Annotated in this window: 10 protein-coding genes; 7 read left to right on the top strand and 3 right to left on the bottom strand. The window is 42.6% G+C overall.

Features of this window, described 5'->3' with window-relative positions:
- Positions 1-3: 3 nt before the first annotated feature.
- Together clpP and tig are read right to left on the bottom strand one after the other, a co-directional pair.
- On the bottom strand, positions 4-702 hold the full coding sequence (gene clpP / locus RM368_RS25440) for an ATP-dependent Clp endopeptidase proteolytic subunit ClpP (protein ID WP_322677436.1): 699 nt from the start codon (positions 700-702) through the stop codon (positions 4-6).
- Positions 703-1,033: 331 nt separating this feature from the next.
- Complete coding sequence (gene tig / locus RM368_RS25435) at positions 1,034-2,470, bottom strand: trigger factor (RefSeq protein ID WP_322696608.1); 1,437 nt, start codon at positions 2,468-2,470, stop codon at positions 1,034-1,036.
- Positions 2,471-3,340: 870 nt separating this feature from the next.
- Between tig and RM368_RS25430 the strand changes: the two genes are divergently transcribed.
- The 4 genes from RM368_RS25430 (at position 3,341) to RM368_RS25415 (ending at position 8,575) form a co-directional block, all read left to right on the top strand.
- Entirely contained in the window at positions 3,341-4,378 is a 1,038-nt protein-coding gene (locus RM368_RS25430) for an aspartate-semialdehyde dehydrogenase (RefSeq protein WP_322696607.1), read from the top strand.
- Positions 4,379-4,533: 155 nt separating this feature from the next.
- Entirely contained in the window at positions 4,534-5,418 is an 885-nt protein-coding gene (gene dapA, locus RM368_RS25425; RefSeq protein WP_322696606.1) for a 4-hydroxy-tetrahydrodipicolinate synthase, read from the top strand.
- A gap of 276 nt (positions 5,419-5,694) precedes the next feature.
- Positions 5,695-7,467 carry a ribonuclease J gene (locus RM368_RS25420; RefSeq protein ID WP_322696605.1) on the top strand — a complete coding sequence of 591 codons (1,773 nt, stop codon included), beginning with the start codon at positions 5,695-5,697 and terminating at the stop codon, positions 7,465-7,467.
- A gap of 730 nt (positions 7,468-8,197) precedes the next feature.
- The gene (locus RM368_RS25415) at positions 8,198-8,575 is read left to right on the top strand and encodes a Mo-dependent nitrogenase C-terminal domain-containing protein (protein WP_322696604.1); all 378 of its coding nucleotides are present in this window, start codon (positions 8,198-8,200) and stop codon (positions 8,573-8,575) included.
- Between the two features lie 110 nt (positions 8,576-8,685).
- On the opposite strand, the gene RM368_RS25410 is transcribed toward RM368_RS25415, so the two are convergent.
- A complete protein-coding gene (locus tag RM368_RS25410; RefSeq protein ID WP_322696603.1) occupies positions 8,686-10,563 on the bottom strand; it encodes a caspase family protein in 1,878 nt (625 codons plus the stop codon).
- Positions 10,564-10,766: 203 nt separating this feature from the next.
- On the opposite strand from RM368_RS25410, the gene RM368_RS25405 reads away from it, so the two are divergent.
- The 3 genes from RM368_RS25405 (at position 10,767) to RM368_RS25395 (ending at position 12,473) form a co-directional block, all read left to right on the top strand.
- Positions 10,767-11,258: a hypothetical protein gene (locus RM368_RS25405; protein WP_322677428.1), complete on the top strand. Its 492-nt coding sequence runs from the start codon at positions 10,767-10,769 to the stop codon at positions 11,256-11,258.
- 196 nt (positions 11,259-11,454) lie between these two features.
- Complete coding sequence (gene rpmF / locus RM368_RS25400) at positions 11,455-11,628, top strand: 50S ribosomal protein L32 (protein ID WP_094328804.1); 174 nt, start codon at positions 11,455-11,457, stop codon at positions 11,626-11,628.
- 239 nt (positions 11,629-11,867) lie between these two features.
- The gene (locus RM368_RS25395) at positions 11,868-12,473 is read left to right on the top strand and encodes a sulfite oxidase-like oxidoreductase (RefSeq protein WP_322696602.1); all 606 of its coding nucleotides are present in this window, start codon (positions 11,868-11,870) and stop codon (positions 12,471-12,473) included.
- Positions 12,474-12,556: the final 83 nt, after the last annotated feature.

Genomic DNA, 12,556 nt, shown 5'->3' with positions numbered 1-12,556 from the left:
CTCTTATTTCAGAATGGTGACGTTTTCCCCTGCTACGGGAAGATTTTGCCTGGAAATGACCTGATCAATCAAACCGTAGTTTTTTGCCTCTTCTGCCGACATAAAAAAGTCGCGCTCAGTATCTGCTTCAATTCTTTCTAAGGGTTGACCAGTATGGTGAGCCATTAACTGATTCAACTTGGCCTTAACGTAAAGAATTTCTCTGGCTTGAATTTCAATGTCAATAGCTTGACCTTGAGCGCCACCAAGTGGTTGGTGAATCATAATCCGGGAGTCGGGCAGAGACATTCGCTTACCGGCAGCTCCTGCTGTCAACAAAAATGCCCCCATGCTCGCGGCTAATCCAAAACAGATGGTAACAACATCAGGGCGAATTTGCTGTATTGTATCATAGATTGCCATCCCTGCGTAGACGGAGCCGCCAGGAGAATTAACATACAATTGGATGTCTTTTTCTGAGTCTTCGGAATCTAGGAATAACAACTGAGCCACAATTGAGTTGGCTACGGCATCGTCTATCGGCGTTCCTAAAAAGATAATCCGCTCTCGCAGCAGGCGGGAGTAGATGTCGAAAGCCCTTTCTCCCATGCCAGATTGTTCTACCACCATCGGCACGATGTTGCTAGGGCTGCTTAACTGGGAGTTAATGTTTATTCGACTTAAGTTGCTGATTGGGTAGTTTCCCGACTGCGATTTAAGCATACAAGCTTTCTTTGACGATTATTTAGGACAAATGCTTCAGCAGCGGATGCTGCCTTTTCAACGAATGGAATTTTTATAAGCTACGTGTTAACCATTATGCCTCATATAATTTCCTCTCGTGTAACACAGTATCAAGCTCAAGTGATAACAAATGTCACTATTTGCCGAAAATTCATTAATTCTTTAATTATTTTGACTTCATCCGTAAGTTATGGGCATGGGGGATGGGGCATTGGTTATTTCTCTGTGTACTTTCTCATCTCCCTTAGCTTACCCATTTCACCAGAACTTTAACTCAGAACTGGTGAATTCATGGTTGTGGGATTTTTGATTATCCTCCTGTAACTTCTGTAGAAGCTTCGCTGTTTTCTTCCTCTGCCTGAGGTGCATCAGCGTCTAATAATTCTGCGTCTTCCGTTTCTTCTGCGGGACTCAATGAACCTTCTGGTACAAGTTCAACTGAGGAGTGTTCTAAGAGCCAATCGATGATTTTTTCGGTTAATAGTTCGTTTTCCACGATTGACCGCAGTTTATCTTCATCAACGTCTTGTTCCTCTTGGTATTGCTCCAAAAGTTCTGTGACTCTGGCTGCGATTTCTTCTGGTGTTACCTCGATAGATTCGCGTTTGCCGATTTCTCGTAAGGATAAGGAGCGTTTGATACGTTCAATTGCTTCAGTACGCGATCGCTCCCGCAATTGAGGAATAATATCTTGAGTAAACAGCTTTCTCACATCCAATCCCTGCTGAGACAGTCGGATTGCTGTTTGCGTTAGCATTGCATCCACTTCTTGCTCAATTAAGGTTGCTGGTAAGTCAACTTCTACGTGCTTGAGCAGTTCCGTTAACAAGGCTTCCTGCTTATTGGTTTTTGTTTTGTCGTCTGCCTCTTTTTGATATTGCTCTACCAAAGAAGCGCGTAACTCCTCTAAGGTTTCAAAATCACTGACTTCTTGAGCTAAATCGTCATTTACTTCTGGTAGCTCCTTTTCCTTTAATTCTTTGAGCGTCACGGTGAAAGTTGCTGCTTTTCCAGCTAATTCTTCATTAGCATAAGGATCTGGGAACTGCGCCGCAATTTCTTTCGTTTCTTCCGGATTCATCCCCACTATTCCCGAAATAAAGCCTGGAATAAACTTATCTTCCTGCAACTCAACTTGAAAATCAGTTGCTTCGGCTCCGGGAATCGGTTCTAGTTCAGTTGTTTCGTCCTCGCCTTCAGCTCTGGCGAATGAACCTTTAAAATCGACTACGGCAATATCGCCGATTTGAGCTGCACGCCCTTCCACAGGAATCAATGTCGCCAATTCTTGACGTTCCTTGTCAAGGGTAGCGTCCACTCGCTCTGGATCGAACTTCACTTCTTCGGCCTTGACTTGCAAATCGGTGTACTGAACTAAATTTACTTCTGGTTCTACATCGACAGCAGCCGAAATTGTCAGGGGTTTTCCAGGTTCATAATTATTAATCAAATCCTCAAAAGAGGAGCGCAATTGCGGCTGACCGATTGCTGGGATGGCTTCTTGTTTGACTGCTTGCTCAATACCATCTTGAATTAGTTCTTCTAGGGCCGCTGCCTTGATTCGAGTTGTACCCAGCCGTTGTAGTAATATCGGCCGAGGCACCTTGCCTTTACGAAACCCAGGAATATTGGCAGTACTCGCTAAGTTCTTAATGACCTGTTCGTAAGTTTGCTTGGTAATTTCCGGCGTAATCTCTATTTCCAGGCCAATTTGGCTGGCGGGAAGTTTTTCCTGGGTGACTTTCATGCTTCGTCTCTAGTTTTCTGGTATTTTATACTCCGAGTACATACAAGACGCAATAAAATAATTGTTTGCGTTTATGGCTTGATGTCTCTTAGGGGTAATGGGAGTTTGCCAAAAGGTCTTGTGACATCCAAGGAAGGATGTTTGTCCTGGGGCAAAGATCCAGTTTACTGCCAATGACCAAGGACTTGACATTTTACCTTCATAACAATCTGGTTAATAGGGCATTGGGATTAGGGGGAAGGTGACAGGTGGTAGGTGCTAGAGAATAAATCTGTACCCTGTAACCTGTAGCCTATTCCCTTCTTCACTTCCCTCTCACTCTAAAACTTGGGAATTAATTATTCAGTGGGCTAACGCCGTGATATCCTGGTCTCAAAGAGTGGTTAGTACTCCAAATTAAAGTTATAGTATTGAGTCTAGCTATTATCTAGCTATTATTAAGTTATGTGTGGTACGAGAGTGCATCTATTACCTAATCGCATAGCTCAGTTTTGAGTTGTGCTAGCTTTTTACATTTAGATTTTAATATATTCATCATCTTGGTAAGCAAGTTTGTAGCTAATACATTTGTTTCTTTACAAGAAGGATGGTTGTTAAACCCCTAAATGCAGATATCTCCCTTTTTCTGAGAAATAGCGGTTTATTGTATAATATATAGTTATAGTTAAAATCGATGAAAAAATCGCCGTTATTTTAAAAGGCAACATCACTTAACTTATTAAAAAAATGTATTAAAGATATATTAAATTAAAGAAAAATCTAAACCTATTAAAAATGTATTTTCAGACTGCGATCGCTATTTAAATATAACTAAATTGTCCATTGTTCCAAGAAATTACAAATTAAGTCTTTTATAAGGAGGAAGCAAGTTTGTCGAAATCCTATAGTTTAGCTATTTTAGGAGCTACTGGTGCAGTAGGCACAGAGTTGCTGGAATTATTAGAAAGCCGTGATTTTCCGGTTGCTGACTTGAAGTTATTAGCATCAGAGCGGAGTGTGGGACGATCGCTGCGGTTTAAAGGTGAAAATATACCAATAGAAGCAGTGAGCGATCGCGCTTTTGAAAATGTCGATATAGTACTAGCTAGTGCAGGCGGTTCCACATCCAAAACGTGGGCAGCAGTTGCTGTGGAAAAAGGCGCAGTGGTAATTGACAACTCCAGTGCCTTTCGGATGAACCCAGAAGTTCCGTTAGTAGTGCCAGAAGTGAATCCCCAAGCCGCAGCGAATCACCAAGGCATTATTGCTAACCCCAACTGTACAACGATTTTAATGGCTGTGGCAGTCTGGCCCTTGCATAAAATTAAACCAGTGCAACGCATCGTCGCTGCAACCTACCAATCTGCTAGTGGTGCTGGAGCTAGGGCAATGGCAGAAGTCAAAACCCAAACAAGCGCTATACTACAAGGACAGCCACCAGTTGCCGAAATATTGCCTTACCCATTGGCATTTAATTTATTCCCGCATAACTCCCCATTAAACGATTTGGGTTACTGTGAGGAAGAAATGAAAATGGTCAACGAAACCCGAAAAATATTTGGCACGCAACAAATCAGAATCACTGCAACCTGTATACGGGTTCCCGTACTTCGCGCCCACTCAGAAGCGATTAATTTAGAATTTGAGACTCCCTTTAGTGTGAAGGAAGCCAAAGAAATTTTAAATTCCTCCCCCGGAGTAAAATTGGTAGAAGATTGGGGAACAAATCATTTTCCGATGCCCATTGAAGCAACAGGTCGAGATGAAGTTCTAGTGGGAAGAATTCGTCAGGATATTTCCCATCCTTGTGGCTTGGAATTATGGTTGTGTGGCGACCAAATCCGCAAAGGCGCAGCATTAAATGCAGTACAAATCGCGGAATTGTTGGTAGAGAAAAATCTACTCAAACCATTAGCTATTAGTCATTAGTCATTGGTCATTGGTGATTGGTCATTGGTAAAGTGACAAATGACAAAGGACAAATAACAAATGACTAATGACACTTGAAAGCAATTTGCAGATAGGTTATTACAATAGAGAACCACCAAGATATAAAAACATGGGTAATCAGGAGTGAAAAAAGGGTGGGAGATTTTGGCAATGTTTTAACCGCTATGATTACGCCATTTAAAGCAGATGGTAGTGTCAACTATGATGTAGCGGCAGAACTGGCGGCGCATCTAGCTAACAATGGTACAGATACATTGGTGATATGCGGCACAACCGGAGAATCTCCGACACTAAGTTGGGATGAGGAATACCAGTTGTTTGTCGAGGTATTGCAGTCCGTGGCCGGAAAAGCCAAGGTAATCGCGGGTTGTGGATCGAATTCCACCAAAGAAGCGATCGCAGCCACCCAAAAAGCGTCTAAAATAGGAGTACATGGTTCCTTACAAGTTGTTCCTTATTACAACAAACCGCCGCAAGCGGGATTGGAAGCGCACTTTCAGGCAATAGCACAAGCCTGTCCCGACTTACCGTTGTTGTTATATAATGTCCCCGGTCGTACCGGACAAAACCTTCAGCCAGAAACAGTTGCCCGATTAGCTGAGGTTAGCAATATTGTCGGGATTAAAGAATCCACTGGTAATATAGATCAGGCAAGCGAAATCCGTCGCTTGACACCAAAAGAATTCCACATCTATTCTGGTGATGATTACATGACTTTGCCCTTGTTAGCGATCGGGGCAAAGGGTGTGGTAAGTGTAGCTTCTCATCTGGTAGGAAACCAACTACAGCAGATGATTCAAGCTTTTAGTGCGGGAAAAATTGAGGTAGCAAGCGACATTCATCTTCAACTATTTCCGTTGTTTAAAGCTTTATTTCTCACTTCAAATCCCATTCCAGTGAAAAAAGCACTGCAACTTCAAGGTTGGGAAGTGGGTTCAACTCGTCCGCCGCTATGTGAAGCTGATTTAGAAGTAAGTCAAAAGTTAGAAGCAATTCTGAAAGAACTTAGTTTAATTTAACCACCAACTATTTAAATGTTGATAGTCTCCTCCTTGCCAAAGATACATATAAACAACGATGTAATTGTTCATAAATTGCAATTTAAAAATCTGTGCTAGGACTGATGGATATACTATGAATCCTTGAGTTTTACAGTTGATTTTATTGAATAAAAAATTGAAATTTTCAATTAAAACTTGATTGCTTTGGACTGACTAAAGAGACAGATGATGTCTTAAATACAAGGAAAGTTAACTATCAACTTAATTAACCAAAAGTAACAATCTAAGGAGAAAATGGCTAAAAACGAAGCTAATAATTCCGCCTTGAAAATTATTCCTTTGGGCGGTTTGCATGAAATTGGTAAAAATACCTGTCTTTTTGAGTATGACGATGAAATTATTTTGTTAGATGCAGGATTAGCTTTTCCCACAGAAATGATGCATGGAGTCAATATTGTTTTACCAGATATGACCTATCTGCGGGAAAATCGGCACAAAATTAAAGGGATGATCGTGACTCATGGTCATGAAGACCATATTGGCGGGATTGCTTTTCATCTCAAGCAATTTGATATCCCGGTGATTTATGGGCCCAGACTAGCAATGGCAATGCTAGAGGGTAAATTAGAAGAAGCAGGAGTCCGCGATCGCACAGAAATCAGAACAGTTCTACCACGTGATGTGGTGCGGATTGGCAAAAACTTTTTAGTTGAATATATCCGTAACACCCACTCCATTGCTGATAGTTTCACAGTTGCCATTCATACTCCCCTGGGTGTAGTCATTCACACAGGGGATTTTAAAATTGACCATACCCCAGTGGATGGTGAAAAGTTTGACTTGCAACGCCTAGCAGAACATGGTGAAAAAGGCGTTCTTTGTTTACTGAGTGATTCCACTAACGCTGAAGTGCCAGGATTTACACCTTCAGAACGTTCAGTTTATCCCAATCTGGAGAGAGTATTTAGTCAAGCACCTGGACGATTATTTGTCACTACCTTTGCTTCTAGCGTCCATCGCATCAACATGATTTTGGATATTGCCAAGAAGCAGAACCGTGTAGTGACAGTTGTCGGGCGTTCCATGCTGAACTTGATTGCTCATGCCCGCAATTTAGGTTACATCAAGTGTGAAGATAATCTGCTGCAACCATTGCACGCTGTCCGCAACCTACCCGATGAAAGAGTACTGATTTTAACTACAGGTTCTCAGGGTGAATCGATGGCAGCAATGACCCGCATTGCCAACAAAGAACATCCTCACATTAAAATTCGCCAAGGAGATACGGTAGTATTCTCTGCTAACCCAATTCCCGGAAATACGATCGCTGTAGTCAACACCATTGATAAATTGATGATTCAAGGTGCAAAAGTGGTCTATGGTCGAGATAAAGGAATTCACGTCTCCGGTCACGGCTGTCAGGAAGAACAAAAACTGATGATTGCCTTAACTCGACCGAAATTCTTTGTGCCATTTCACGGCGAACATCGAATGCTAGTGAAGCACGCAGAAACGGCTCAGAGTATGGGCATTCCCGCAGAAAACACGATTATCATTCAGAATGGTGATATTGTCGAGTTGACAGAAGATGCCATTTGCGTCGCTGGAAAAGTGCCATCTGGTATAGAACTGGTGGATACTACTAGTTCGGGTATGGTAAGCGCCAAAGTGCTGCAAGAACGGCAACGCATGGCTTCAGAAGGCATCATCACGATCGCAGCTGCCATTGATTGGAATGGTAAACTGTTAGCAAAACCAGAAACTCACCTCCGGGGTGTAGTTACAAGTGTAGAGCGATCGCTCCTGCAAACCTGGGTAAAACAACGCATTGAGGAAATTCTCTCTGTGCGCTGGACAGAATTTGCTCCTGAGCAAGGTGAAGCAGCAGATATAGACTGGGGTGGATTGCAAGGTACTTTAGAACGAGAATTGCAACGTTCCATCCGTCGGGAATTGCAATGTCAGCCATCTGTGACTTTGTTGATGCAAATCCCTGATGAGCCACCTGTAAAAGTTGCCGATGGGAGAAGACGGCGGACTCGGACTGCTGCTCAGGTAGCATCATAGAGAATTTAAGGTAAAAATCTCATACAAAGAGAAATTTGAGCAGTGGCTTTCACCGCTGAAATTTCGATTGGCGCAAAGACACAGAATTTTTCTGAACGTCTTTGCGCTTTCTTTTGTAAGGGTATAGAGCTTACCTCTAACTTGTTAGGTTGCTGTCAACGAAGGCGTGCGTACAACATCCATCGTACTGCCAGGATGTATTTGCACTGTAGAGTACGGAAACACCCATAAGCAAGTTCATCTGATTTAAACGCTTGAGACTATCTCATTCTAAAATTGCCACTGCCAACCTAAGTTTTGTGAGATCAAAAATCACTACTTTTACGGTATTCAGCCAGCGATGAACAAGGCACACTTACGTGAGAAAGTGGGAACACGCAGAGGAAAAATGCCTTCTAGGGTATTATCGATGTTTATACTTAGCAAAAATTCTTTCAAAAAGACCTTATATTAAGTTCTGTAAATGTTACACTAAAACCTATCCAATGATGGATGTCTTTATTAAAATTTAAACTGTGTCAAGTTATGAACAAGATCGTAATATTACACTACCGATCCCCAGAAATTTGCGATTAACTTGACGTAGTAATAAATTAGGTTCTGACTTAAGTGGCTAATCAGGTATTACATTATATCGCAGTCAGAACGCGATTTTTCCGGGAAAGTTCGTTGCCACGTTGTATATATTCATCAAAAAGATGAATAGCCTCAATAACACAGAGGGTTAACCATGAAGGTATTCGACAATACCACAAAAAAGATTTTTCTGGCTAGCTGGGTATCAATCAATCAAGCAGAGACTACTGAGCATAAAGCAACCCAGCTAAACCATTCTGTTTCCAAGCCTTACTGGGATATTCTCCAACCCTTACGGCAGCGAGTAGAAAACATTCAAGTCCGCGATCGCCAACTAGCTCACCGTTTGTGCAAACTGATTCCATCTCAATGCCCCTTTGAGCGCGATGTCAAATTATTAGGCAAGACCTTGTTTCACATCCCACCGATGTGCAAGCTCAACCCCTTATATGAAGAAGTAGTTGGTTTACGTTTCCGAGCGTTATGCTATCTAGCCGACGAGTGTGGCGAAGATGTATCGCAGTACTGCTAATACTGAGATATGAACGCGGAGGAAAAAGTTAGGAGTCAGAAGTAAAAGGTCGGGGATCAATAATATAACTTCTAATTCCTAACTCCTAACCATTTTTTATTATTTTTTTACTATTTCTTTTGCCATTTTTGGATGGCATCCTGAGCATCTTCGTAAGCGCCTGTCTCCTCTGGCACTAAAGCTGCGGTGGCAATTGCGGCGTTACGTTCTCCTTCGGCGGCGCGACGCTTGGCCAGGTCTAAAATTTTCTCACTCCAATTATCGATCGATTTTTGGGCAGCATCGAAGCCTGGTTGTCCGGGTGGTACTTTCTTGGCAACTTCGATCGCCCGATTGTAGGTAGATGCCTGTTCGGGCTTAATTAAGGCATTAGCTGCATCTAAAAGAGTTTTGTTACTCACATACTGCTTACCCTCTAAGCGCCACAGGTTAATTGCTGCTTGTGCCTTCGCGTAGGGGGCTTCATCTTTGGTAATTAATCGAGCCGCAGCAATAGCACTGGCATACTGTCTTTGTTTAGCACGACCCTCTGCTAAATCTAAAATCATCTGGCTCCAAATCTTAATATTCTCCTGAGCTTGTTCGTACAGTGGTTCGCCAGGTTGAATTTTTCGGGCTGTAGCGATCGCCATGCTCAAATCGCTCGCCTGAGTTTGTCTGAGCGACATTTTCGCTAGGTCTAATACTGCTTGATTTCGCTTTTTTGACTGGGAACTAGAGGTTATTTGAGCGCTAGATTGGTTATTAGGTCTAACTGGTGGAGTGCGTAGGCGTAGCCCGTCGGAGACATCGCTTGGTAAATTTTCGACAACCTGGCGATCGCTAACAGTAGCATTGGGTAATGCACTTGATATTTGCTTAATTCTAAAAGTTTCTTGATTGCGCAGAAAAACTACGGCGATTAAACCTGCTACCAGCAAGCTACCTCCGCCCCACAAGATAAACTGTTTCCAAAAAGGGATGCTTGGCTGATTCGCTGGCAATCGAGAGACGTAACCTTTAGAGGAATTGGGGATAAATCTTCCTTTGGTATTCACTCCCAAGGAAGTTTCGGGCATTGGCTGGGCAACCAATCCGCCACCTGACTCTTGGACTTTTTGACCCTTCGCCTGTTGGGAGGAGTTCACACTAACTTCTCCCCGTCTGCCTTGAGTTGCTGAAGTTTTAGAGGAATCGTCAAGGGGAGGGGCTGCAAGAGCAACAGCAAAAGATTCTTCCGGATAAATTCTCGGTTCTGGTTGAAAATCACTTTCCATTGCCAATTTTGGCAAGATTACTTGCTGCCTTGATGGGATGATAGTGGCAGGGTTTTGGATAGGACGCCAGTGGTGGTGACATAATTTTGGCACGATCAAGCTGAGGTAGCTTTCTAAATCTGCCAAGTTGCTGCCATTACCAGAACGTAAAGCTTCTAATAAAGCTGCTGTAAAAAATCCGTGACCTAGTTCGCTACTCTCATGGGAAAATTGCTCTGGTTGGCAAGAAAGAATTGTCGCCAGTTGTAATTCTTGGGCTAGTTCTATTGTTTCTTCACCAACAGGAGCATCCGCTTGAGTGCCAAAGGCGCGGTTGATATCGAGTAGTAGCAATACATTAAGTTCGGCAAGTTGCAGAGTTTGCATTAGCGATCGCAATTCTATGCCAGTCTCTTGCACCAGTTCCGGGTTGCCCTCTACTGGCATTAAGTAATCTTTGCCCTTGTAATTGACTCCATAACCGCTAAAAAATAACCACAGATAGTCTTCCGGTTGCCAACTTGTTGCTGCCAAATCTTCAAGCAGCAGCAAAATATTTTCCTTCGTCGGGTAAGTCGATCTATCCCCAATCGGCGGCGAAGTATCTGTCATCACTAGACAGTGCTTGGGGAGAAAACCTGCCTCTGTCACCAAAAAATCTTCTAGTGCCTCAGCATCTGCTTGGGCACAACTTAAAGGTTGAAATAACTGATATTGATTGATACCAATCGCGATCGCCCAGTAATTTGCCATCCCGCTCTTTGTCAGTTATTGTTGTTTGCTGGTCTTAAAATTGCGGTTGGCTTTGCCAAAAAAACAAAGCTAACCTATGTCTTATAGTCTAGGTGATTCCGATCGAATCTTAAGTTAGAATGTAATTTTTATTACGTTAATTAGCCGGAAAAATACCTTTACCTAATTTCAATAACAGATTATTACTAAGGAGATAGAAGGTCATGAGCAAAATTTCTGCTCACCTACCATCATCGCTCGCTCCCTTTTCAGTTATTAGCCAAATTGCCAGAAGAATCCGGATAATTCCTTTAGTAATTTTGCTCATATCTACTGTTCCTGCGTGGTTTTTGATGGAAGCGATCGCACCGCAGCTTGTGCGAGCTTACACCGCTAGAGTCGATCTAGCTATTGACCGCTTGCCAGAAGAAAACTATGAAACCGTTCTCAGGAGAGCGGAAGCGGTCGCTAGGGCAGCTGCTCAAAGGAGCTTCGACCAAGATATCTTGGTGACAGATGTTTCCATCATTGTGTCCGTACAAAATTATGGAGCGATCGCACCAGTCCTGACATTAGATGTCAGTCGTCCTCAATGGCGATCGCGTCCTGATGCTCAAAATTGGGCCACTTACTTCAAAACTGCGCGATCTTTACTTTTCTTTGAAAATAACTCTAATCAAGTTCCAGCAGCTAGCGCTGTGTCAACGCCAAAATGACGAGTTGAGCTAGAAGTCCGAGCCAAAGCTTTCTTGGCTCGGAACCTTGAGGGATTTAAAGAAAGTCATTCTTGCTGTTCCTGTGTTCTGGCGTCAGTCTTAACCCAACTTATTTATTCCTGACTCAACTGTTGTCTTTGGCGTCAGTGGATGGCCTAGAATAAGAAGGTTGTCAAGAATCGCGATATCTGCTGACATGGCTGTTCCTAAGAAGAAAACTTCCAAATCAAAACGAGATAAACGTCGAGCTACCTGGAGGCATAAAGCCGTCGTTGAAGCTCAAAAAGCCCTATCTCTAGGCAAATCAATTTTGACTGGACGTTCTACATTTGTTTATCCAGCTGCTGAAGAAGAGGAAGAAGAATCATAACAATTCAAAATTCAAAATTCAAAATTCAAAATGAAAGACATTTTCAGACGGGGGTTTAAACCCCGACTGAAACTCATAAGCTCATTAGATCGAAAAAAATTGGTAGTGAGTAATTGGAAATATCCATTACCCATTACCTATCATTCAATAGTTCATATAAAGAGTAAAAAATTTGCTGCTGTTGGCAACTCAGCAAAAAAGCTTGTAAACATCTTGAGAAAACTTATTTTTCTCTAACTATGCTAGGAAAATTTTTTCAAAAACCAGGCAAAGAAGAAAGCGATCGCGTCCCTCCTGGTCAACACTTAGCTAAAGGTTTTCCCGTATTAACGTACGGTGAAACTCCCCAAGTCAACACTGAGGAATGGGAGTTTCGAGTTTGGGGTTTAGCAAAATCTGCTACCTTTAGTTGGTCAGATTTTATGGCGCTACCTCAACACGAATTCACAGCTGACTTTCACTGTGTAACGCGCTGGTCTAAACTTGATGTCAAATGGACTGGCATTAAAGTTACAGATTTCATGAATCTGATTGAATTAGACCCGAAAGTAGCCCACGTTATGGAACACTGCTATGGCGGCTACACCACCAATATTTCTGTAGAAGATTTTCTGCGCGAAGAAAACTTCTTTGCTTTTAAAGTCTTTGGTGAAGACCTTCCATCTGAACACGGTGGGCCGATGCGGCTAGTTGTACCCCACCTCTACGCTTGGAAAAGTGCTAAGTGGATTAATGGTTTGGAATTTTTAGCTGCTGAAGAACTTGGTTTTTGGGAGCGCAATGGCTATCATCGCCGTGGCGAACCTTGGGCTGAGGAGCGTTACAGCAACGCTTTTAGCTTTTAATAATTAATAGTTAAAAGTAGAGACGCGATTAATCGCGTCTCTACAAGAGTTAGGAATTTAGAGTTAAAAATTCATAACTCATA

The organism is Nostoc sp. DedSLP03 (genome assembly GCF_034530815.1).
Classification (GTDB): Bacteria; Cyanobacteriota; Cyanobacteriia; order Cyanobacteriales; family Nostocaceae; genus Nostoc.
Note: the sequence above shows the minus strand (reverse complement) of the source record. Positions and strands in the feature narration are given on the sequence as shown.